The organism is Sediminibacterium salmoneum NBRC 103935 (genome assembly GCF_000511175.1).
Taxonomy (GTDB): Bacteria; Bacteroidota; Bacteroidia; order Chitinophagales; family Chitinophagaceae; genus Sediminibacterium; species Sediminibacterium salmoneum.
In genome coordinates, this window is the sequence record NZ_KI866530.1 from 394,873 (window position 1) to 419,891 (window position 25,019).

General features: G+C 38.4%; 21 protein-coding genes. 6 read left to right on the top strand and 15 right to left on the bottom strand.

Annotated features, from left to right (window positions below):
• Positions 1-64: 64 nt before the first annotated feature.
• The 15 genes from P767_RS0102035 to mobA all read right to left on the bottom strand — a co-directional run bounded on the left by P767_RS0102035 (position 65) and on the right by mobA (position 18,840).
• Positions 65-2,476, bottom strand: coding sequence for a heavy metal translocating P-type ATPase (locus tag P767_RS0102035; RefSeq protein WP_026763213.1), 2,412 nt, complete (start codon positions 2,474-2,476; stop codon positions 65-67).
• 88 nt (positions 2,477-2,564) lie between these two features.
• Entirely contained in the window at positions 2,565-3,128 is a 564-nt protein-coding gene (locus tag P767_RS0102040) for a helix-turn-helix domain-containing protein (protein ID WP_024566623.1), read from the bottom strand.
• A 115-nt stretch (positions 3,129-3,243) separates the two neighbouring features.
• Entirely contained in the window at positions 3,244-4,068 is an 825-nt protein-coding gene (locus P767_RS0102045) for an RteC domain-containing protein (protein ID WP_002981101.1), read from the bottom strand.
• Between the two features lie 335 nt (positions 4,069-4,403).
• Complete coding sequence (locus P767_RS0102055) at positions 4,404-6,440, bottom strand: heavy metal translocating P-type ATPase (RefSeq protein ID WP_026763215.1); 2,037 nt, start codon at positions 6,438-6,440, stop codon at positions 4,404-4,406.
• A gap of 45 nt (positions 6,441-6,485) precedes the next feature.
• Positions 6,486-6,854 (bottom strand): Fur family transcriptional regulator, encoded by a 369-nt coding sequence (locus tag P767_RS15350; protein ID WP_037351553.1) that lies wholly within the window; start codon positions 6,852-6,854, stop codon positions 6,486-6,488.
• A 60-nt stretch (positions 6,855-6,914) separates the two neighbouring features.
• Complete coding sequence (locus P767_RS0102065) at positions 6,915-8,192, bottom strand: efflux RND transporter periplasmic adaptor subunit (RefSeq protein ID WP_026763216.1); 1,278 nt, start codon at positions 8,190-8,192, stop codon at positions 6,915-6,917.
• A gap of 6 nt (positions 8,193-8,198) precedes the next feature.
• A complete protein-coding gene (locus tag P767_RS0102070; RefSeq protein WP_026763217.1) occupies positions 8,199-12,566 on the bottom strand; it encodes a CusA/CzcA family heavy metal efflux RND transporter in 4,368 nt (1,455 codons plus the stop codon).
• Positions 12,567-12,800: 234 nt separating this feature from the next.
• Positions 12,801-13,127: a DUF6660 family protein gene (locus P767_RS19115; RefSeq protein WP_051416991.1), complete on the bottom strand. Its 327-nt coding sequence runs from the start codon at positions 13,125-13,127 to the stop codon at positions 12,801-12,803.
• Between the two features lie 59 nt (positions 13,128-13,186).
• Positions 13,187-13,594, bottom strand: a complete 408-nt coding sequence (locus P767_RS0102080; RefSeq protein WP_026763218.1) for a Fur family transcriptional regulator — start codon at positions 13,592-13,594, stop codon at positions 13,187-13,189.
• An 89-nt stretch (positions 13,595-13,683) separates the two neighbouring features.
• The gene (locus P767_RS19030) at positions 13,684-13,890 is read right to left on the bottom strand and encodes a GDCCVxC domain-containing (seleno)protein (protein ID WP_071840018.1); all 207 of its coding nucleotides are present in this window, start codon (positions 13,888-13,890) and stop codon (positions 13,684-13,686) included.
• The gene (gene merTP / locus P767_RS0102085; RefSeq protein WP_026763219.1) at positions 13,890-14,492 is read right to left on the bottom strand and encodes a mercuric transport protein MerTP; all 603 of its coding nucleotides are present in this window, start codon (positions 14,490-14,492) and stop codon (positions 13,890-13,892) included. The genes P767_RS19030 and merTP overlap by 1 nt, the downstream gene beginning before the upstream one ends.
• Positions 14,486-14,863, bottom strand: coding sequence for an ArsR/SmtB family transcription factor (locus P767_RS0102090; RefSeq protein WP_024566613.1), 378 nt, complete (start codon positions 14,861-14,863; stop codon positions 14,486-14,488). The genes merTP and P767_RS0102090 overlap by 7 nt, the downstream gene beginning before the upstream one ends.
• 149 nt (positions 14,864-15,012) lie before the next feature.
• Complete coding sequence (gene mobC, locus P767_RS0102095) at positions 15,013-17,013, bottom strand: conjugal transfer protein MobC (protein ID WP_026763220.1); 2,001 nt, start codon at positions 17,011-17,013, stop codon at positions 15,013-15,015.
• Between the two features lie 101 nt (positions 17,014-17,114).
• Positions 17,115-18,401 carry a conjugal transfer protein MobB gene (mobB, locus tag P767_RS0102100; RefSeq protein ID WP_026763221.1) on the bottom strand — a complete coding sequence of 429 codons (1,287 nt, stop codon included), beginning with the start codon at positions 18,399-18,401 and terminating at the stop codon, positions 17,115-17,117.
• 7 nt (positions 18,402-18,408) lie between these two features.
• Entirely contained in the window at positions 18,409-18,840 is a 432-nt protein-coding gene (gene mobA, locus P767_RS0102105; protein ID WP_026763222.1) for a conjugal transfer protein MobA, read from the bottom strand.
• Between the two features lie 602 nt (positions 18,841-19,442).
• On the opposite strand from mobA, the gene P767_RS18255 reads away from it, so the two are divergent.
• The 6 genes from P767_RS18255 to P767_RS15360 form a co-directional block, all read left to right on the top strand.
• Positions 19,443-19,586 carry a hypothetical protein gene (locus P767_RS18255; RefSeq protein WP_157611325.1) on the top strand — a complete coding sequence of 48 codons (144 nt, stop codon included), beginning with the start codon at positions 19,443-19,445 and terminating at the stop codon, positions 19,584-19,586.
• Between the two features lie 18 nt (positions 19,587-19,604).
• A complete protein-coding gene (locus tag P767_RS0102120) occupies positions 19,605-20,372 on the top strand; it encodes a ParA family protein (RefSeq protein ID WP_026763223.1) in 768 nt (255 codons plus the stop codon).
• Between the two features lie 4 nt (positions 20,373-20,376).
• Positions 20,377-20,826, top strand: a complete 450-nt coding sequence (locus P767_RS0102125; protein ID WP_024566607.1) for a DUF3408 domain-containing protein — start codon at positions 20,377-20,379, stop codon at positions 20,824-20,826.
• A gap of 11 nt (positions 20,827-20,837) precedes the next feature.
• Positions 20,838-21,473, top strand: coding sequence for a hypothetical protein (locus P767_RS0102130; RefSeq protein WP_026763224.1), 636 nt, complete (start codon positions 20,838-20,840; stop codon positions 21,471-21,473).
• A gap of 201 nt (positions 21,474-21,674) precedes the next feature.
• Complete coding sequence (locus P767_RS0102135) at positions 21,675-22,766, top strand: AAA family ATPase (protein WP_026763225.1); 1,092 nt, start codon at positions 21,675-21,677, stop codon at positions 22,764-22,766.
• 4 nt (positions 22,767-22,770) lie between these two features.
• A partial coding sequence (locus tag P767_RS15360; protein ID WP_037351557.1) for a S8 family peptidase occupies positions 22,771-25,019 on the top strand: 2,249 nt, incomplete at its 3' end.

Here is a 25,019-nt window from a genome sequence, read left to right on the forward strand (position 1 = left end):
GGTCGCCATTAATCAGGTCGAAACCCTTGCGATATTCTTTGTTTGATTTGTGATATTTACTGTTTTATCTTCTCCATTTCAGTAACAGGCTATTGCTCACCACACTCACACTGCTCAGCGCCATTGCCGCACCTGCAATCATCGGGTTCAACAGGAAACCGTTTATAGGATAAAGGATACCCGCAGCGATGGGAATACCGATCAGGTTGTAGATAAATGCCCAAAACAGGTTCTGCTTTATGGTAGCCACGGTTTGTTTTGATAATCTCATTGCCATAGGTATCTTGGTCAGGTCAGAAGAGATGATAGTCATTTTGGCTACGTCCATCGCAATGTCCGAACCTTTGCCCATTGCTATACTTACATCGGCTGTTGCCAATGCTGTACTGTCGTTGATACCATCCCCAACCATTGCGACTACTTTTCCCTGCTGTTGCAGTTCTTTTACAAAGTCTGCCTTATGCTGTGGCAAAACCTCTGCCTTGTAATGTTTGATACCTGTTTGCTGGGCAATGGCTTTCGCCGTAGCCTCGTTATCTCCGGTAAGCATATATAGGTCAATGCCCATTTCCTGCATTTCACGGATTGCCTGAACGGAAGTTTCCTTGATCTTATCGGCAATGGCAATGACTGCAAGTGCCTCTTTGCTGCTGGCAAACCATACGACCGTTTTGGACTGATTGCCCCATTCGACAGCCTGCTGTAGCAATACCTCAGCGATAGTGATGTTGTTTTCAGCCAATAGCTTTTTATTGCCTACAAAATAGGTTTCATTATTATAATCTGCTTTTGCCCCTTTACCGGTTATACTGTCGAACAGTGACAGTGTTGTAGGCTGTACTCCGTCGAGATGTTTTACTACGGCTTCAGCCAATGGATGCTCGGATTGTTTTTCGATACTTAACAGGATGTCTTTTGCTCTGTCGTCATCATTGAGCCACTGGATACCGGTTACTTCTGGTCTTCCCTCGGTAATGGTTCCTGTTTTATCTAAGATTATTGCGTTTACTTTTTTTGCCAGTTCAAGGCTTTCGGCATCTTTGATAAGAATACCTTTTTCCGCTCCCTTTCCAACGCCCACCATGATTGCAGTAGGCGTGGCAAGTCCCAGGGCACACGGACAGGCAATAACGAGCACGGTAACGGCTGCAAGTAGCCCCTGAACGATACCGTTATCTCCACCTAATACCAACCAGATAATAAAGGTTAGAACGGCAATTCCCATCACTACCGGAACAAAGATCCCTGCGATCTTATCCACGAGTTTCTGTACGGGTGCCTTGCTTCCCTGTGCATCCTGCACCATTTTTATAATCTGAGATAACATGGTTTCCTTGCCGACCTTAACGGCTTTGAACTGGAAACTTCCTTTTTGGTTGATCGTTCCGGCAAAAACTTTTTCGTTTTCTTTTTTCATCACCGGCACAGGTTCTCCGCTCAGCATACTTTCGTCCACATACGAAGTACCGGAAGTGACGATACCATCAACCGCAATCTTTTCACCGGGCTTAACAAGAATTATATCGCCTGCATTCACATCGTCAATGGCGGTCTGCTTTTCTGTTCCGTCAGCTTGGATGATGATAACCGTTTTGGGCTGTAGTCCCATCAGTTTCTTGATGGCAGACGAAGTGTTGCCCTTGGCTTTTTCTTCCAACAGTTTTCCGAGTAGAATGAATGCAATGATAACTGCTGCCGCTTCAAAGTAAACATGGGCATGTAGCCCCCTGTTGTGCCAAAACTCCGGAAACAGCATATTGAAGACACTGAACAGGTATGCAATACCCGTACTCAATGCCACCAATGTATCCATATTGGCAGAACGGTGTTTTGCCTGTTTCCATGCGTTGATAAAAAAGTCTTTTCCCAACCATATAAGCACCGGGGTAGAGAATGCGAACATGATCGGGTTCGCATAAGGCATATCCATAAAGAACATACCGATTACCACAACGGGAAGTGACAAAATTATCGCCCAGATGGTCTTGTTCTTCAGTGCCTTGAATTTCTGTGCATGGATTGCTTCCAGTGTTTCCTGCTGCTTGGTCTCATCTTCGACCAACAGGTCATAACCGGATGACTGAACAATTTTTTGAAGCGAAGAAGCATTCGTCATGTTGGGCAGGTATTCAACCGAAAGATTGCTGGTAGCAAAATTCACGGATGCAGCCAATACGCCCGGTGTGTTTTTTACGGACGTTTCCACACTGCCCGCACAGGATGCACAGGTCATTCCAAGTACAGGTAATGTGTTTTTAACGGTTGGAACTCCATATCCGAGATCCTTGATAGCTTTCACGGCTTCGCCTATAACGGCATTGTCCTTTACGGTAATGGCAGCCCTACCGTTGTTCAACTCTACATTGTGGCTTTCAATTCCTTTTACCTGTGCCAACCCCTTATCAACGATAAGTGCACAGTGTTCGCTTTCTACATCCTCCAATGGAATGTATATATTTTCTCTGTTTGTCGCCATATTTGCCTGCTTTAATTTACAATACAAAATTGGCTATTATATTTATGGGTACTGTTGTGAAATTTTGGATTTGATTTGTAAGATTTACTTACACTTTATCCAACGGTTTTCTTTTATCCTCTTTAATCTGTTTGAAATGGCTTGGTGTTAGCCCGGTAACTTTTTTAAACTGGTTACTCAAATATGCCACGCTCGAATAATTTAGGCGGTTCGCAATCTCACTTAATGACAACTCATCATACACCAACAATTCTTTGACTTTCTCCACCTTTTGGGCGATAAAGTATTTTTCAATGGTTGTACCCTCTACCTCTGAAAACAGATTGGACAGGTAATTGTAATCGTGATGCAATTTGTCACTCAATACATCGGAAAGGTTGGTTTTTACATCACTATCCTGATGGTGTACCAGGTCAATGATAATGTTCTTTATCTTTTCTATTATCCTGCCTTTTTTATCGTCAATTACTTCAAATCCTAATGGCTCTAAAGTTTTGGACAAATTCTCTTTTTCCAGAGATGTTATTTCTTTGGAAAGAATAACTTCGCCCAGTTTTATATTTTTAGCATCTAATCCCAGTTTTTCCAATTCGTTTTGTACCACCATAATGCAACGGTCGCAAACCATATTTTTAATAAAGATTGTATTCATATTTATTTACTGACTACGTTTAGTATTTAATACATAAGCAATAAACAAATTTACAATTTAAGTTTAATTACTCTGACTTCTTGCCAAGAGGAATAAAGCCTGTGTACATATATACTTACTGTTTTTCATCTTGTTCGTCCATTTTCTTTATCAGTGCTTCACACAGCCTGTCGAGGAATTTCGTTCGGTTTATTTTGCGGGCTTTAAGTTCCATAAACGTATGGTAAAAGTCGCCTAACTCAATATTGAAGGCATCTTCAAACGTTTTGGCTATCAATTTTATTTCTGTATTCCCATTGTTAAATGCACCGTGGGAGTACAGTGCATAAATGAGTTCCGTGAGTGCAGTTTTGCTTGCTGTCCATATCAACGAATTATCTGAAACCTTTTTAACGTTGATGTTATTTAACCTGTCTTCCAAATATACCTGTATCAGGTCATTAGCAATTATCTTGGCAACCTTATAATCGTGCGAAGTAGAAAAGCGATGGTCTGCCTCAAAATAAAAAGTGTCTAACCATAGTCTTATATCGTGCTTGCCACGTACAAAAAATTGTTCGTCAAAGAAAGAATTATTGCTACGGTAATACTTATAAAAATCAAGGTTATTTTCAAAGAACCTTTTTAGCTTTTTCAGTTCTTTGACAAAATATTTCTTGGTACGCTTATTTCCATACGGTCTTCTCGTTTCGATTTTATAGATGGCATTATAATAGATGAGCTTTGAAACGATAATTGGCTTTTGATATTTAAAAAAGCGAATTTCTTCATCAACATTCTTAAATCCTCTTTTTAAAATATATTTTTTTACGTCGAATAAACATTTGATAATAAGTTGTATAACTGCTTCAATGCGTTCTATCGAACAGTCTGCTTCAATCTCAAATTCTTTGATTTCGTTTTCCAGCTTAGCCAGCGTTTCGTTATAAAATTTATCCATCCGTTATCCTAAATCTATTTTTTAAACAATAATAGAGAAGCCCAAATACTGTCATATTTGAAAGAAATTTGCATTTTCGGGTTTCTCTTTTGGAACTTTGGTTTTTGCTCGATACAGAACTAATAAGTCCATTTTTAGTGATAGGGATAGATATAATAGTGTCTAATTTTATGTATATCAAAGCAATAAGACACAGAGCTAAAAAATATCCCAAAAAGTATCATAAAGAGCGAAGGTCTTTTCTTCTTCTTCTTCTCCTTCGACAAATTGACATTTGATAACTTTTGCCTTTCTTACGAATTGTCTGTTTTATTCATCATTAGGATGTTCTAATCTTAAAATTTCATCCGCTGTATCCTTACTGCGTTTAGTATAGCTAATAAGGCAACCCCAACATCGGCAAAAACAGCTTCCCACATAGTCGCTAAGCCCCCAGCTCCCAAAACTAGTACAATAGCTTTTACTCCGAATGCTAAAGCTATATTTTGCCAAACGATTTTCTTTGTCTGCTTGCCTATATTGATTGCCATAGGTATTTTACTCGGTTTGTCGTCTTGTATTACCACATCTGCCGTTTCAATGGTCGCATCGCTTCCCAAACCGCCCATTGCAATACCCGCATCGCTCAAAGCCACAACAGGCGCATCGTTTACACCGTCGCCAACAAAAGCAACGCTTCCGCCTTTGGCTTTAATTTCTTTAACTCTGTTTACTTTATCTTCAGGCAATAAATCTCCGAAAGCATTATCTATCCCCAACTGTTCCGCTACATACTTTACAACCGTACTTTTATCTCCGCTAAGCATAGTAGCTTTAACATTGAGCTTATGCAATAGATTTATGGTTTCCTGTGCGTCTTCTTTTATGCTGTCCGCAATGGTAATATATCCTGCAAATTTTCCATCGTAAGCAATGGCAATTAGGGTGTACACAATTGTGGTTGGGTCTAAATCATATTTGATGTTAAATTGATCCATCAACTTAAAATTTCCGACCAATAATTCTTTTCCGTTTACATTGGCTTTCAAACCGTGACCTGCAATTTCTTCGGTATTATCTAACCTTATTGAGTTATCAATTTCGCCTACGTATTGATGAATAGCGGTCGCGACCGGATGTGTACTTTGGCTTTCTAAAGCGTTGACCATTTTCAGGATTTCATCTTTATTAAATTCAGATTTTAATACCACTTCTTGTACCTTGAAAACGCCCTCGGTCATTGTACCCGTTTTGTCCATCACTACGTTTTTAATATCGGCAATGGCATCTAAAAAGTTGCTTCCTTTAAACAAAATTCCATTTTTGGAAGCTGCTCCAATTCCACCAAAATAACCCAAAGGAATACTGATAACCAAAGCACAAGGACAAGAAATAACCAAAAACACCAATGCTCTGTACAACCACTGACTAAATACATAATCGCTCACAAAAAAATAAGGAATTATGGTAATTAGCACTGCCAACAATACAACAATCGGTGTGTATATTTTTGCGAATTTTCGAATGAATAATTCTGTTGGTGCTTTTTGTGCAGTGGCATTTTGTACCAATTCCAAAATTTTAGAAAGTTTGCTATCAGTATAAGCAGTCGTTACTTTTACCTGTGCAACGGTCGTTAAATTTATCATTCCCGCCAATACGGTTTCACCTTTGGTTTTGGTGTCGGGCTTACTTTCTCCTGTTAGTGCTGCTGTATTGAATGAAGCGGTTTCGGATAATAATTCTCCATCTAGTCCTAATTTTTCTCCGGGTTTTAATTGAATTATATTGCCAATACTTGCGGTTTCTGCTTTTATGGTCTTAGCTTGATTATTTTCTAAAATAGTTACTTCATCTGGTCTTTGATCGAGCAACGTTTTAATGTTAGCTTTCGCTCTTGTTATTGCCAAAGTCTGGAATACTTCACCAACGGCATAAAACAACATTACAGCAACACCCTCAGGGTATTCGCCAATGACAAAAGCTCCGATGGTTGCAATACTCATTAATAAAAACTCTGAAAATACATCGCCTTTTCTGATGCTTTCAAATGCTTCTTTAATTACGGGTAATCCAACTGGTGCATACGCTACTACATACCAAACAATTCTTACCCAACCTGTAAACCAAGATTGCGGCACCCAATTATCGAAAGCGATGGCTATCATCAATAATGCGAAACTGATAATGGCTGGTAAAAATAGTTGAAAGGTAGATTTATCGGTACTTCCGTGATTGTGACCGCCATCATCGCTGTGTTCGTGATTGTGACCATCTTCGTTGTGATGCTTTCCCAATAGCTTTTTAGCGTTGGCATCGGTATATATTTTTTGTTCTTGTGCTGTGCAACAAAGCTGTTTACCTTGTGCATCATATTTATGTTTATGTTCCATATCTTTCTTTTTAATATCAAAGTTAATTATAGAGAGCCTTCAATGCTATTGCAAACTCTCCTTTAAGCACTTCTCGCAAATACCCTTGCCAAATAGTTTTATCTCGTCAATTCTAAACTCATAGTTAATTTCCTGTGGTATTGTAAAATCTTCTTTACAGGTTGTCTGTTTACAAATTTTACAGTAGAAGTGCAGATGCCAATCTTTATGAGTTTTCTCATCGCACCCATCGTCACATAAAATATACTTACTCGTGTTATTGTCTTGAATACTATGTACAATACCTTTTTCCTCGAAAGTTTTCAGGGTTCTATAAATAGTAATTCTATCTGCTTTATAAAAATGACTTTCTATTTCAGATAATGACATCGCTATCTGTTGTTCTTCCAAAAAGTCATACACCAAAATCCGCATACTGGTAGGGTTGGTGTTTTTTTTAAAAGTTTCTGTTCAATATTTTTCATAACAAAAAAATTAATGTTCGTGACCACCAGTATTGCTCAATTTTGCATTTACAAAGAATGCTCCTTTTGTTACAATTTTTGCATTTGCAGGAATTTCGTTTACAAAAGTTACTGCGGTATAACCCATATCAGACACGCCTTTCAGTACTTCTACTTTTTCAAAATTCTTACTGTTTTTATGTTTTTTTTCTTCGCCCTCTTTTTGACTTCCTTCTTCTTCGCCTTCTTCGTGATGTTCTTCTGCTTTTTTATCGGTTTGCACAAAAATATAATATTTTCCGTCGGCATTTACAATAGCATCATTGGGTACAGCTGGAGTTGTTACATTGCTAAGACTGACAATACCAGTGATGTTCATTCCGTCAATTAAACCCTTTTTATTGCCATTTACACGGCAGTGTACGGCTATGGTTTTACTATCATTTTCAAATGATGAACCAATACTAAAAACAGTAGCATCATATTTGGTTGATGGGTTGTTTGTTATAGTAAAGTGAATGGTTTGCCCCACTTTTACCTGTGGTAAATCCTTTTCAAAAACCTGTAAATCCAAATGTAATGAACTGTTATCTACAATTTCTATCACAGGCGAAGATACATCTGCATAACTTCCTATCTTGGCAAAAACGTTGCTAACCGTACCATTCAAAGGACTGGTTACAACCAATGCCGATTTTAGATTACCATTTGAAACAGAACCTGGATTGATGCCCATTAATTGTATCTGTTGTTGTAAGGAAGCTCTTCTGGTTCGTAAGCTATTGAGTTCGGCTGTGGCACTTTGTAGATTTTTTTTCGCTCCTGCATTGCCTTGGTTTAGTTCTTTTTGCCTTGCCAATTCTTGTTCAGCAAAAGTTATTCTGCTTGCTGTACTCAAGTATTCTTCCTGCAATTGTATAAACTGCGGATTGGCAATAGTGGCTATTACTTGTCCTTTTTTCACATAATCTCCAATTTGTACGTTCAGTGTTTTTATTACACCACCATACAAAGAAGTTGCGTTGGCTTTGTTGTTATTGGGAACTTTCAGCAAACCATTTGCTCGGATGGTTGCCGTTAATTCTTTTTGCTCTACTACGCCCAATTGTATGCCTACCGTTTTTATTTGTTCTTCAGTTAGTGTGGCAATGGTTGGTGCTTCTTCCTCGTGAGGAGCTTCAGCTTTTTCGGTTGCTGCTGCTTCTGTAGATTGACCTTCGTTTTGCTTATCGTTCTTACAAGCCGAAAAGCTAAATATTAAAACAACTATCGTTGCTATAAACGTGATTTTATTTATATTGAATTTCATTTTTTCTTATTGATTGATGAATGAATAAATAGTGATTACAGATTGGTTTACTTGCTGAATACTTTTGAGGTAATTCAACTGAATATCGGTGGCAGTTTGCAGTGCAAAAAGATATTCTACATAACTGATTTCGCCTGTTCTGTAACCCAATTGTGCTGCTGATACAATTTCCTTGGCATTGGGCAATGCTTCTTTCTCAAAATAATTGAACTGCTGTAAGTCTTGCTGGTATTGTTGCAAGGCATTTTGCATTTGCGTAGCTAATGTTTTTTGCTGTTGCTGTGCATTGGCTTCGGCTGCTTGTTTTCTGTAATCTAAAGATTTTATTCTGGCTTTGGTAGCACCATAAGTGATGGGAATAGCAATACCAATGTTTACAGAACTAAATCGGTTTCCACCATTGAAAAATTGTTCGGATCCGTTTACATTTTGAAAACCAATTAAAGACTGATTGACGTAGCCAATCGTAAAATCTGGTAAACCTTGCGAACGTTCTACCTTTTTGGTTTGCTCGGCAATAATGGCATCCTGATACAAAGATTGAATGGCAGGATGATTTGCTACGGCTTCATTATCCAACAAATTACTGATTTGTAGAGGCTGAAATATTCCGTTTTCTGCAATGGTAAAATCGTCTTTTGTGTTCATCAATGTTTTCAGATTGGCAACAGCATTGGATAAGAACACTCCATTTTGTTTTAACAATAAATTGATTTCGCCTTTCTTAGCTTCCGAGGTGCTGATGTCCACTTTTTTGGTATCTCCCGTTTTATAGCGAAGCTGGGCTATTTTAATAAAATCGTTGTACAAACTATCCAATTGCTGTAACTGTTTTTCATTGTGTTGCAAGTACAAAATTTGATAATAATAAGTACGTACTTGATTTTTCAACTCCAACACTGAAAGATTTTTCTGTAATTCTTTACCTTTTATTTCGGCATTAATCAATTGTTTTTTTGCTCCAAATAATGATGGAAATGGAATGGTTTGCGACACCTGAAAAGACTGGTCGAATTTGATACTGTTGTACTGCCCCAACTGTGCATTAAAATCAAGTTTGGGTAATTCTCCAGCAGTTTTTTTTAAGGCTTTGCTGGCATCAATTTCTAAATCTGAAGCTTTTATGGTTTGATTATTTTGAAGTGCAATATTTATCGCATCGTCAACGTTAGTTAAACTTTTTGTCTGTGCATTTGCTGTAAAGCCTACCATTGATAAAAGCAATACAATTATGGTTACAATGGGTTTCACTTGTGGCTTTCTTTTTAATTTAATTTTTGAATTGAAAATGATATAGAGTAATGGCAGTACAAATAGGGTAAGGAATGTTGCTGTAACTAATCCGCCAATTACTACCGTGGCTAAAGGCTTTTGTACTTCTGCACCAGCACTACTGCTTAATGCCATTGGTAAAAATCCTAAACTGGCTACAGTTGCTGTCATCAATACTGGTCGCAGTCGGATTTTAGTTCCTTCTATTACTCGTTTGAAAACATCTCTTACACCTTCTTTTTCTAATTGGTTGAAAGTGCCTATCAATACAATTCCATTGAGTACTGCTACACCAAACAAAGCAATAAATCCAATTCCTGCACTGATGCTGAATGGCATACCACGAAGTAATAAAGCCAATATACCACCGATCGCACTCATTGGGATAGCTGTAAATATTAAGCCTGCCTGTTTAAAGGAACGGAACGTGAAATAGAGCAATACAAAAATCAATAACAAAGAAACTGGAACGGCTATCATTAATCGGTTACTGGCTTCCTGCAAGTTTTCAAATTGACCGCCATACGTGAAATAGTAGCCCGATGGTAATTTTACCTGTGTATTTAATTTTTGCTGAATTTCTTCTACCACACTTTGTACATCCCTGCCTGCAACGTTGAACCCGATTACAATTCTACGTTTTCCTGCTTCACGGCTTATCTGTGCCGGTCCTAATTTGTAATCAATAGTTGCTACTTGCGAAAGCGGAATTTGATTACCAGTTGAAGTTGGTATCATCAAATTGTTTACATCTTCGATACTGTTACGGTAAACACTATCCAGCCGAACGACTAATTCAAATCTTCTTTCGTTTTCATATACTACACCAGCACTTTTTCCTGCAAATGCAGTGCTTACTACATTGTTTACATCTTCTACCGTTATCCCATAATTGGCTAAGCGAGTACGGTCATATTCCACATTTATTTGCGGTAAGCCACTCACACGTTCTACTTGTGGAGATGTAGCGCCTTCTACTGTTTGTATAACCTTACTAACCTTATCAGCATTCAAGGCAAGCGTATCTAAATTTTCTCCAAATATTTTTACTGCAACATCTTGCCTAATACCTGTCATCAACTCATTGAAACGCATTTGTATTGGCTGGTTCTTTTCGAAAAATACACCAGGTATTGCTTCCAGTTTTTCATTAATAGCATCAGCTAATTCATCATAAGTTCTATGTGATTTCCATTCACTTTGCGGTTTTAAAATAACCATTAAATCTGTCGCTTCAGGTGGCATTGGGTCGGTTGGTACTTCTGCGGCTCCGGTTTTGCCTACTACCATTTTTACTTCGTCAAATTCTTTAATAATTCTTGAAGCTTGCATTGAGGTTTCTATACTCTGGCTCAATGAACTTCCTTGTGGCAAAATGCAATGAAAGGCAAAATCTCCTTCCTGTAACTGTGGTATAAATTCGCCACCCATTCGGCTGAATAAAAAAAGGCTAAAAGCAAATATGGCAACGGTTATACCTACTAGCCAATATTTTATTCTGATGGCTTTTTCTAACAATGGCTGGTATTTTCTTTGTAGCCAATTCATCATTCGATCTGAAATAGTTTCTTTATGCGTAGGATTTTTTGATAGAAACAAAGCACACATCATCGGGATGTAGGTCAAAGACAAAATCAACGCTCCAAAGATTGCAAAACCTACTGTTTGTGCCATTGGTCTAAACATTTTACCTTCTACACCAACCAACGTAAGGATAGGAATGTAAACTATAAGGATAATGATTTCACCAAAGGCTGCACTATTACGAATTTTGGAAGCTGAGGTAAATACTTCATTATCCATTTCTTGCTGTGTGAGCCTTTGTGTAGATTTCCTTAAACCTAAATGATGCAATGTGGCTTCTACAATAATTACCGCACCATCTACAATTAATCCAAAATCTATTGCTCCCAAACTCATTAAATTGGCACTTACGCCAAACACATTCATTAAAGCCAAAGCAAATAGCATTGCCAAAGGAATAGCGGATGCTACTATCAATCCCGCTCTAAAATTCCCCAAGAAAAGAACCAAAACAAAAATGACAATCAATGCACCTTCTATCAAGTTTTTTTCTACAGTACTTATTGCTCGGCCAACTAATTCTGTACGGTCTAAATAAGGTTCAATAATAATATCTTCGGGTAAGGATTTTTGAATAATAGGCAATTTTTCTTTGATACGGTTAACAACCTCGTTGCTGTTTGACCCCTTAAGCATCATCACTACACCACCTACGGCATCCACTTCGCCATTGTAGGTCATTGCTCCATATCTTACCGCATTTCCAAAACGTACATCTGCTACATCTTTAATAAAAATTGGGATACTGCCTACATTATTTTTTACACTGATATTTTTTACATCATCTAATGAAGTAACCAAGCCAATCCCCCTAATGAAATAAGCATTTGGTTTCTTATCAATATAAGCACCGCCAGTATTTTGGTTGTTTTTTTCTAATGCGGTAAAAATATCGGTAACGCTTACACCCATTGCTTTTAAGCGATTTGGATTTACGGCTACTTCGTATTGTTTCAGTTCGCCTCCAAAACTATTTACTTCAGCAATTCCGGGTGTACCGAAAAGCTGACGAGCTACAATCCAATCCTGCATTGTGCGTAGGTCTTTTGCATTGTATTTTTTTTCACTGCCTTTTTTCGGATGGATGATGTATTGATAGACTTCTCCCAATCCGGTACTTACTGGTGCAAGTTCTGGCTTGCCAATACCTTTAGGTATATTTTCCTCTGCTTCTTTTAGTTTTTCATTGATAAGCTGACGGGCAAAATAAATGTCTACTTTATCTTTAAATACTACTGTAATTACCGATAAGCCAAATCTTGAAATACTCCTTGTTTCTTCTATATCTGGAATATTGGCAATGCTTTGCTCAATAGGGAAGGTTACTAATTGTTCTACTTCTTGCCCTGCCAATGTAGGGCAAACCGTAATTATTTGCACCTGATTATTAGTAATATCGGGTACGGCATCAATGGGTAGTTTTGTGGCACTCCACACTCCCCAAATGATGAGTAACAAGGTCATTATCCCAATGACGAGCTTGTTTTTGATGCTGAATTTTATAATGTTATCTAACACGTGTATCTGTTTAATTTTTTGATAAATAAATTATTGCCTCTTGCCATAAGAAGCCAACAGATAATCAAATAACTATTGGATGAAGTGGATAATGCCTGTAATTATTTCTATAAACAAACATTCATAGAAAATACATAACACGATCACGCTAACAGTACCGTAAAGCTAATAAAAGGCATACAATTACTGAGGCTTGCAACAAACCATCAATAGCATTAAGAAAATCTGAAAAAATTAAACAGTAAATTTGGGAGGATGCCAAATACTTCCTGAGTAGAAGGAAATTAAAGTAAAATCACGAAGTGTAATTTTTTTAACAACAAGAGTGGGTTTAGGTTGCTTGATTTCAAAAGGTTTGAAATGGTAAGTAGCAATACTTATACTACAACAATTGCAATAACAAAAAGGACTGCAATTGTCATCGCTATCTTGATTGTGGTCGTGAGATTGAACGGTTTCAATTTTAGGAATGGTATCCTCACACTGATTACTTCCATCGCTACAAGGCAATGAAGAAAGTACCATCAGGTAAAAAGTCAATATTGTGATTATCCATCTCATTTATAGTACAAATATAGAAAAATAATCCTTGCAATCCGATTGCAAAGTTTCATAGCATGTTAGTTGCATCTGTCACATCGTCCTTTAAGTACCAAATTGATGCCTTCTAATTTAAAATTTTGTGGAATATTGATGTTTGGAATTTCGGTATCGGTAAGACAAAAAGTTCGCTGGCACTGGGAGCAATGAAAATGCGTATGCTGTTCTGAAGGTTTGCAATTGCAACCCGATTGACAAAGTGCATATTTTACAACTCCTGTTCCGTCGTCAATAGTATGGATAAGTTTGTGCTCTAAAAAAGTTTTCAGCGTTCTGAATAGCGTTACATTATCTGCATTTTCAAACTGTTCTGCTAATTCCTTATGACTGATGGCATATTTTTGTTGCAATAATTTTTCTACCACCAACAAACGCATTGCTGTAGGTTTTATATTTCTTTGTTGTAAAACATTTTCTAATTCAGTCATTGTCATTTATTTTCACCAAAACATATCCAATTATTTATTAAATATCCAGAGAAATCTGCATTCTCTCGGACGAGGTTGCTTCCAGTTTGTCAACAGCATTTTTTGTCTTGTTGTATTGGAGGACAAGGAACAGTCCCGTAACTGCAATACACACAACAATCGCCTTGCAATGGTTTTAATCTCGTCTTGCAATTTTCACATTCATAAAAATATTGGCAAGCATCTGTCGGCATTGTTTCCTCTTTTTTGTATCCGCAGTTTGGACAAGTTATTACTGATTGTAATTTAATTTCCATTATGATATAATTTTACTTTTTAGTGATTTGTATCCTGTCGAATTGATAGCTTTTTCTATTTCTGTTATACTTGTTTGTTTGTTGTCAAACTTAACAATAGCATTGCCTTTCTCATAGGAAACCACAACTTCGACAATTCCTTTTAGTTTGCTAATCTCTGTTTTAACGTGGTGTTCACAACCTGAACAAGTCATTCCTTTAATTGTAAACTCAACTTTTTGAAGTTTTGAAGTTTGGGTAATAATTGCTTTACTTTCAGTCTTTGGAAAAAAGATGTGGGCATAAATTGGAAATGATAAAAGTAAAGCCGTCATAATGGTAATAATTCCTAAAAATGATTTTGTTTGCATAAAATTTGGTTTTTCAGTTGTTTCACATTTACAGTCAATTTTCTTTTGTGGTTTCAATTTTTGATACCAAGCAAAAGCAAGCACTAAAATAGTTAACCCGATAAAATATGGACGAAAAGGTTCGAGCCAAGAGAAAGTTGAAGCAAGTCCACTTGTTCCTGCTATGAGAGCCAAAACAGGTGTAATGCAACATAATGAAGCTGCTATTGCTGTCAAAAGTCCAGTCCCAATTAGTTTTCCGTCCGTTACCATATTGTTTCTAAATTTTTTTTATCGTCAAGTATTTTAAAAAATGGGTCCAACATTTTCTCATACTCTTTTGTCAATGAGTAAAAAATGGTTTGCGCCTCTCTTTCGGTTTCAATAAGCTTTCGGTCTTTAAGTTTTCTCAAGTGCTGAGAAATCGCTGAAATTGTCATTCCAAGAATTTCACTCACATCACAAACACAAAGTCGTTTTTCTTCATAAAGAAGAAACAGAATTTTCAGTCTTACATTGTTTCCAGTCAATTCAAGTGCGTTCGACAAATAGTCAAACGAACTGTGGAGTTCCGAAACTCTTTCTTTACAGCGATTGATTTGTTTAATGTCTGCCTGTTGTCGTGTACAAGAAGTATTATCCATAATGCAAATGTAACTAATTTGTTTATTTAAGCAAATGCTAAATTATGAGTATTAAAATTTGGCATTTTATATGTTGACGTAATGGTGCTGTTACTTTTAATTCTTCTAACAATATATTAATAGAAAAATCACAAAAATATTTAGTATAATCATTCTTTCTGCACCAAATGCTGTAAGTTAGGGTCATTCTTGATACGCTCCATTTCACTAACAACAATATTCAGAATGTCTGATTTTATCTGCTTGTAATTGTTTTCTATTTCCTGCTTCATCTTATCCTCGCCCTGCTCATTTACAAAAGATAAGATTTGCGGTATTTGCTGATAGGCTTTGCTTTCTGCCGCTACCTTTTCATTGTCCACTACAATTTCGGCGTGAAATATCTTCTGCTCGATACGTTCATCAAAGTTATCTGATACAGAACCAACAAACAAACCTTGTGTAAGTGTTGAGATTTTGGAAGCCGGAATAAGGCTGTCTAACTGTGTCGAAATAGAGGTAGATTTATCATTGCGGTTAATGGTCATACTTTGGCGTTTCTGTAATACTTTACCGAAACGTTCCGAAAGGCTTTTTGCTGTTTCGCCAACCACCTGACCACTGAATATATTACCGACAGTATTCTGTATTACCTTGCTTTCCTTGTCGCCGTAATCCCTTGTTAATTGCGAAAAATCCTGAAAGCCCAAACATACCGCTACCTTATTACTTCTCGCCGTTGCGATAAGATTGTCCAGTCCCCTGAAATAAATTGTGGGCAACTCATCTATGATAACGGAACTCTTTAGCTGTCCCTTTTTGTTTATCAGCTTTACAATCCTCGAATTGTATAAACCCAAAGCTGCGGAATAAATATTTTGACGGTCGGGATTGTTACCCACGCACAAAATTTTAGGTTCTTTCGGGTTGTTGATGTCAAGCGTAAAATCATCGCCCGTCATTACCCAGTAAAGTTGTGGGCTAATCATCCTTGATAGCGGAATTTTTGCCGATGCGATTTGTCCTTGTAACTGGTCTTGCGCTCCACCTTGCCACGCATCCATAAAGGGCGACAAATAATTTTCCAAATCCGGGTATGAAGTTAAAATCGTGAATACGTCCGAATACTTTTTATTGAGTAATTCAATAGCGTGTGGGAATGTACAATACTTGCCATCCTCATAGATTTTCAGATACCAAATAATAGCAGCCAATAAGATAATTGGGCTTTCCACGAAAAAATCCCCTTGCTTCTGTATCCACGACCTGTTAAGGTTCAGCATTATGGTATATGCGGCTTCGTAGGCATCTGAAATATCCGTCATAAAGTCGGGATTGAGCGGGTTGCAACGGTGGCTCTTGCGTGGGTCGTCGAAATTTATCACGTAAAATTTCGGCTGAACTTTGTACTTATCCCTGTGCTTCAGCAAATGATTGTAGGCAATGGTGGAAAGGTCGTCGAACTTGAAATCGTAGATGTACATACTAAAGCCTTTCTCAATCTGCTGCTTGATGTAGTTGTTTACGATAGCATAAGATTTGCCTGAACCCGGAGTACCCAAAACTATTGATGCCCTGAACGGATTTACAATGTTTATCCAACCGTTGTTCCATTTGTCTTTGTAGTAAAATTTGGTGGGCAGGTTAACGGAATACTCGTTTTCCATCAGCTTGGTTTCCTGCTGAAAGCTCTCGTTCTCATTGTTGAAAACATCGTCCATCAGGGTAGTACGGAGTAATCGGCTCATCCATACCCCCGCCATCAGCAAAGCGATATAGCCTAAAGAGATAGTAAGGATATACAGGAATGTGCCTGTTGCCGGAGATAGCTTCAGCAATGGTGTGTTCAGGAAGAACAGCACAAAGCCAACGCCCAAAGCCACGTAAATTTTAGACCAGGTTATCTTCTCATTCTTTACGCCCTTTGTGCCTAAGCAACTCAAAGCAAGTAAAACCAAAGCAAATGCTTTGGTATAAAGGGTATGTGAAAATAAACCTGTTGTCCGGTCGAAATTGCCTAATATCTTGTTGATTACTTCCAACGTCCAGCCACGTTCTAAAAAGAAACCGTAGCAGAACCAATAAAGGTGCATCAGCACCAAAAGAATACTGACTGCCCGCATAAAAGCCATTATCTTGGCAAGTCCTCTTAAATCGTCTTCTCCCTGCATTATTTTAAGTTTTAATGTTCGGGCGTGAATTTAAAGGCTCTATGCAGTGGCTCTAAAAATGTGGCAGCCAGTGGCGTTCTGTGGCAGTGTTTGGCTAAATATTATTTCTGCCGTCTTTGGCGTTTGCGCTTCTTCTTCATCTTATTGGCAAAGTCCTGTTCCTCGTAATCTTCGCCCTGGGCTTCGGGTAATAAACCGCCCAATGCTTCAATCAAACCGTCTTCGTGCTTGTCAGTAGTTAAGAAGTCGAACAAATGGTGTGGTTCTTCCGCAGGAAGATCCGCATCATTTGATGTGGATAGTTTGGGTTGTAAAACGGCAGGTTCTTTAATATCCGGTTTGATGTTATTGTTCCAATAATCATTAAAGGTGTTGGCAGAAAGTTCTGTTGCCAAACGTGAACCGTTCCAAACTGCTTTGGAATTGTGGTCAATAAATGTGATGCCATAAATACGCCCTGTATCATTCCGGCGCACGACTACGTTAATGCCCTGTGCTGCTAACTGCTTTTTAAAAGCCTGTTCATCGTTTGTGGTTTTCAGGGCAATGGTAACGGCAGATTTTAGGGTCTGTTTGGTCGGGCTGTCTTTCAAAGCTGTTTTGCATTTCGCAAAATGCAATTCCAAAGCCGGAAGCCCTGCGCTCTTTCCGAACAGCGAAGCCTTGAACGGATGCCCTGCTCTATCGCCTTTTTCGTTTAGCGGAATATACAATAAGCCCTGCTGCATTTTCCCCTGCAATTCGCCCTCGATTTTCTCGGCGGTTATATTGAACAGGGAAAGCAGGGCGTTGTATTCGCCCAACGTTTGGTACTGGTAGTAGTTCGGCAGGTGGCGAACAACCGAAGCGATTTGGCTTTTTACATCGCCCGCCCGATAATCTACCGGACGGAAAACCTTATCTGTCTGTTTGCGCTCCTTGTCCGTTGCGGGTATCAATCGGTACTTTCTTTCCAGTTCACGGCATATGTTCATAGACCGCATTTTCTCGAATTTGTCCGAAATCTTTTTGCCCTGCTCGTCCACGCAAACCGATACAATGTGTATATGGCTGCGGTCAATATCGGTATGTTTGAATACGATAAAAGGCTGTTCGCCATAACCCATTTCCCGCATATACTGTTCTGCCATTTCCCTAAACTTATCATCGCTTACCTTATCGTTCGGGTCAGGATTGAGCGAAATATGCAACGTATGTTTTTCGGTGTTGCGGTTGGCTATCAGGTAAGGGGCAAAAGACTGGGCTAATTGTGCTACGGAATAATGACCGCTTGCGGTTTCAATCATCTTATTGGCAAACAAAATCTGCCCGTTTTCATTCTCCACTTTGAGCTGATTGTATGCCAATGCACCATATAAATTTCCGCTTCTTCCGATTTTCGCTATCACTATTACATTATTTTTTTAGGTGTTCTTCCTCAAATTTTTCGGTAATCTGAATGATTTTCTGACACAGCATTGCCATTTCAGCCGTCTGTTTTTCCAGTTTGTACAGAAACGCAGCCGCCTTTTTCTCGGAAAAATTCTTGTACAGCAGCTTTACAATTTGGTTATAGTTCACACCTATGGAACGGAACTGGCTGTGAAAAGAGGTCAGCCGCATATAAAAATCAACCGTTCCCTTGTCAATCTGGATGGTCTTTATAGTCTTGTCAAAGATGCAGGACGTTATAAAGTGCGCCTTTACCTGCATACCTGATTTATCAAAAAGGGCAAGAAAACGGGCGTGTTCCTGCTCGTTAAAGGAAATTGTATAGCGGATTGTCGCCGGATCTTCTTTGGGGCGGCGTCCGGTCTTTTTCAATTGCTTTTTGTTGTTATCGTTCATCACTAATCCATTTTAAAATCCATACAAAACCCTGACTTCGGAAGGTATTTTCTGCCCCCTGCAAAGGGCAAGTTGTTTTGAGCATCGGAAATCATTCCGAGATGCTCAAAACACAACTTGCCGTGTTCCGGTGAACACAAAAATCCGCCCTGCGGGACGGATTGAATGTAACAGGGAAAAACGGCTCGATGCCGTTCCCGTTACCCCCTGATATGTCAAAAGACTTTTGCATAAATCCGTTAATAAAAATCACAATACAAAGTAAAGCCCTGTTTACGATAGCGTTGCACTGTACCACAGTGCCAAATGCTGCCTCTGAACGCCAAACACTGCCACCACTATACAACTAAATGAATTTGATGAGTTCTTTGCCCATGAATGTTGGCAGGCAGGCAGACTGCCCGTGCTTCAGGACGAGCTGACGGCACACATTCAAGATGGCAGGTTATCCTGCCAGCAAGATTGCAGGAATGCAAGAAAGCAAGAGCGCAGGAATGACGGAAAGCGTGACAGCCTGCTATCAGACAATCACGCCTGAGTGACGGATGGAATGACGAACGAAACGAATGCAAGAACGCAATCCCGCCTGATAAGATGCCTGAATGAAAGCATTGCTGCTGTACGGCAGGCAAGCAGGTAATCAGCAATCCCCGCAGGCAAGCCCGATGGCTATCCTGCAAGAAAGACAGCACGAAATCAGGACTGCACGGGTGCAAGCCTGCAAGACTGAAAACAGCAAGATGTAAACTTTAAATTTTAAAAATATGGACACAAAAAAGAAACCTCTGTTCGTTGCCTTTTCTTCTCAAAAAGGCGGTGTTGGCAAAAGCACATTTACCACGCTTGTTGCAAGCACGATGCACTATCGGTTGGGCTACAACGTAGCCGTATTTGATGCGGATTTTCCGCAGCACAGCTTGATGAAAATGAAAACCCGTGATTTGGCAATGGTAATGGAAAATGAGGCGTTGAAAAAACTGGCGTATAAGCAGTTTACCACCATCAACAAAAAAGCCTATCCCATTATGCAGCACAAAGCGGATAGCGTACTCGATGCGGCGCACGAATTTGTAAACAGTTCTCCCGTTCCGCTTGATGTGCTGTTCTTCGACCTGCCGGGAACCGTGAACACGCCCGGCATACTGAAAGCATTGGCGGGAATGCACCACATATTTACGCCTATCACGGCAGACCGTGTGGTAATGGAAGGTACGCTCATCTTTACGCAGCTTTTACAGGACGTGATTATGAAAAAGGGCGAAACTTCCATACAGACCATTAACCTGTTTTGGAACCAGGTGGACGGCAGGGAAAGCACTCCCTTATATGACGTTTACAATCAGCTTATTCAGCAACTGGGATTAAGCCTGATGCAGAGCCAAGTGAAGAACAGTACCCGCTTTCGCAAAGAAAGCGAAGCCGACAGTAAAACGGTTTTCCGTTCTACCGTAATGCCGCCTGATGAACGTTTAATGAAAGCCTGCCAGTTAGACCTGTTCATCAACGAATTTTTAAAAATCGTTCAATTATAGCCTTATGGAAAAAGATAATAAAAGGAAAGCCACGCCGGACATCAACGAAGAGTTGATGATGAACTTGATGGTGGACGGCGTTAAAAAGGAGGGTTTGCGTTTACCGCCCGAACCTAATGAAGAGCCGGAAAAGGAGGCGACTAAAGATGAGGTAAAGCAGGATGATTTATCACATAGCAAACCTGTACAGAAGGAACGTAACCGCACCAAGAAAAATCTTGACGGCAGCTACGGCGAACACTTTTTGAAAACCCACTCGATGACAAAGCGAGGCGATAAAAGCATTTATATCCGGCAGGAATACCACGAACGGCTATCCCGTATTGTACAGGTAATCGGTAAAGATGCCATACCCCTGTATGCCTATCTCGATAACATACTGGAGCATCATTTTGAAATATTTGAAAAAGCCATTACCGATGATTTCAACGAAAAGTTTAAACCCATTTTTTAAAGCATCTGATTATGGAAATAGTAATTGTGATTTGCCTGCTCATTGTAATTGTCCTGCTTTTGCAGGATAAGATTGTCATTCATAAAAGGTCGGAGCAAAAGCCCGCACAGGAAAAAGTTAACCCGAACCTGCCTCATATTATGGGGCAGCCGAAGCCAGCAAGAAGCCTTTCTCTGCCAAACACTGCCAATGAAAGCCAAATGACGGAACCGGAGGTAAACCCTGATAATTTAGACATCGAATACGACGAAAACGAAAACGTCAGCATTCAAATTCCGCAGGAAGAACTGGACGAAGTTTTCAGCAATATGCCTGATTTGGAAGAAGAGGAAGAAGAATGGAACAGGTACGGAATATCAGATGGCGATAACGGTTTTGCCCAAGGGGTTACCTATGACGAACTAAGCTCCGTAGGGGCGTTGCTGCAAAAAGAAAATTTGGAACAGGCTCAAAAGGAAACAGCGGTAGCCATAGTTCAGAAATTACAGGGAACCGAATTATTCAGCCTACTGGAAAATTCCATTGAAGGTGCTTCCCGAAAAATTGCTGAGCTTTTGGATAGCACACTTTCATCTGAAAGCGACGACGGTTCTTCCACCTTGCGGAAAAGTGATTTGGGTGATTTTGACATTGGGGAGTTTGTGTGAGCGAACTCCCTTATTTTATTTGAAATTATTTCAAGTTTTAATATGATGTAAAAAGATTATTTCTTGTCTTTTAATAACGATTATAAGTATAAAAATAACATAGTTTGTAATTTTTGAAACGATTTATTTGATTTTTATAACGATTTTATTGCTTTGTATTCTATTTTTGTGTACGTTTGTAGCACGTAAACTATAAAAGAAATGTACACGGAGATAATTAAGATAATTGAAGGGGGTTTAAAAAAAGAGCCGGCTAAAGTAATTCAATACGCTAAAAAGCTTATGGAGAAGCTAACTGAGGAGGGAAATCTTCAATTGGCTAAGGGTATAAAAAACATATTGGAGAATAAAGGAACTACTACATTGGCTATGGAGCAATTGATCACTTCGGCACCTGTTGATTCTGAAACAAGGATGAGCATTGTAGATATATTCAATCCTGCTACGGTAAAATTAGATATTGTTCTCCCTGAAACTATTGATAGAAATGTAGCAGATTTCATAAAAATCATAAATAATAAGGATAAGATCAAATCTCACGGACTGCCATTGCAATGTACTTTATTGCTTTATGGTATTCCGGGTGTAGGAAAGACAACTATTGCTAAATATGTTGCTGCACAAACGGGTTTACCTTTAGTTACAGCCAGACTTGATGCATTAATATCCTCTCTATTGGGAAATACTTCAAAAAATATTAGAAAAGTATTTGAATTTGCTGATAGTAAGCCATGTATATTGTTTTTAGACGAATTTGATGCAATTGCTAAGGCACGTGACGATCAACATGAAATGGGAGAACTAAAAAGGGTTATAAATAGCCTGTTGCAAAACATTGATGAATTTTCGCAGAATAATGTTTTAATAGCAGCGACCAATCATCCTGAATTATTGGATAAAGCCATCTGGAGAAGATTCAATAGCGTGATTGAGGTAACTCAACCAAGTGTTGAAAATATATCCAAAATTATAAGTCTTTATGCAGGAGAATTTGGAAAGGATTTAATCATCGACAAGAAGAAGACTGATAAACTTGTTCAACTTCTTTCACAAAAAACGCCGTCAGATATCAGGACTATTATAAATAATGCTCTCACACATGCAATTGTCCAAGAAAGAACCGCATTAACTTTAGAGGACTTGTTGATAGAGATTTTTCAATTTGAAAAACATGGCAGCTACACAACTGATGAATTAGTAAAATATTTGAATGACAACGGCATTCCTCAAATGCAAATTGCCGAATTATTGAGTGTATCCATTCGTCAGATTAGAAACAATTTAAAAGATTAGTGTTATGGGAAAGAACTTGCCAATAAAGCTATTTAAAAAAAGAGATAATGATAAAGCTTTAAATAATCTTCCAGCCGGTTTTGACAACCAAGGTGCAAAGTTTCGTTTGGAAGGTGATGAACTAACCGAAAGAGTAAACTATTTCAAAGGATATTTTGGACAGTTAAAATCCAAGGTAGCTCAAAAAGCCGCCAGTGATAATTATTTGCCAACTGTAATCAGATTAAAAGTAAATGAAGATGCCCTTGCCAAAACACACAGGAGTTCCATTGGAAAAATTTTCAATAAAGGTAAGAAGGTTAATATTATAGGTATGGTTGGTGATGATGAATTACTAGTTAAAATTGATGGACCTGAAGATATCGTTGATATAGAGAAAAAAATACAGGATGTGGATAAAAACATTGTTGGTATTTCCGCTATAGAAGCGGCTGAAGACTTTGCTCCTACAATTGATCTTGAAGAGTCTGAAGAAAATGATTTAAAGATTAAGCTAATAAACTATGGAGATTATAAGCTTAATGAAATAGCAGAAAGGAGCTTTGAAAATCTTTGTGAAAAACTCAACATTGAGTATCAAAAATTGCAATACTCCAAGGATCTTATACTTTATAGAGTAAGATCAGTTAAGCCGCAATCTTTGATAAATTTTAATGAAAGTGAAAGTATTTTCTCTATTAGCAAGGTGCCTATTATTTCTTTGACCAAAAGCGGCCTTATAGAAGAAGATATAATTGAAGTTAAACTACCAGAAGAGGGCATTGATTATTTTAAAGTAGGAGTTTTTGATGAAGGCATAAGTGATATTGACCATTTAAAACCATGGAAAGAAGGAACCTTTGTTGCTTTTGGATCTGATGAATTTGATAAATCGCATGGTACATTTGTCGCTGGAATAATTAATTATGGAGATATATTAGAAAACAAAGACTGGACAGGTACAAAGCCGTTTAAAATTACAGAGGCAGTAATTTTTCCAAACGGTAATTTTGGTTACATAGATGAACCTATGATGGTGGAGTTTATGCGAGAAGCGGTTAAAAAGCATCCTGATGTAAAGGTATGGAATTTCTCAATTGGTAATGAAACTGCAATTGAAGACAATAAATATTCAGACTTTGCGAAGTATTTGGATGATTTACAATCTGAATATAATATTTTGATTGTAAAAGCTGCGGGCAATTGTTCCAATTTTTTAAAAGCGGCTCCTCGTGGGAGAATCACAGAGGCATCTGAGAGTGTAAAAACTTTGGTAGTAGGATCTATTACTCATGATAAAAGAGAACACGATCTTTCCCCCCTCAACCATCCATCTCCTTTTTCAATGGTAGGCCCCGGCTGTTCAGATGTAATAAAACCAGACTTAGTCCATTACGGAGGAAATGTCGGATTCTTAAATGGCAAATTAGATATAAATGGCGTACGTTCTTTCGCAGAGAACGGGAAAGTATGCAAGGCAGTGGGGACAAGCTATAGTGCTCCAAGGGTTACTGCTCTTGCTGCTGAACTTGCCGGCTCTATAAAAGATGAGTTTAACCCGGATTTTATTAAAGCACTATTGATACACTCCGCAAAGCATCCAGAGGAATTTGATGAAAATTTCTTTGATCGCATCAATCAGATAGGATTTGGGTTGCCATCAAGAGTAAATGATATTCTGTTTAACGATCTAGATGAGGTAACTTTAATTCTAATGGATTCTGTGGACAAGGGGTCTAACATTAAGATAATGGATTTTCCGTTTCCCAAATGTTTAGTTGAAGACGGTCATTTTTATGGACAAGTGAAAATAACTTTGGTAACCTCGCCAGAAATAAATTCATATCATGGGGCAGAATATATTCAAAGTGACGTAGATGCATCTTTTGGTACTTATAATAAAAAGATAGAAGTTATAGATAGTAAAATAAAGAGAAACCCAATTGATATGGACGATGCTCAAAATCTTCTCGTTCCTTCAAGATATAGTAGCCGAAAGCAAAAAGCGGCATCTCCTACTTTTAAAACTGAACGCTTTCTGCATAGTTATAGCGTTGGTCACACAGAATTATTTTTACCAGTGAAAAAGTGGTGTATAGATCTTGAAGAGCTACAAGAAAGCCATAAGCGAACGTGTTTAGATATGGATAGACTTTGGTTTTTGCAACTTAAAGCTTCATATCGAAACAATTACGAATTACGAGTGAAAGATAGTAGAGATATTAGCCAGGAATTTGTCGCCATCATTACTATAAGAGATACAAGAAAAAAGGA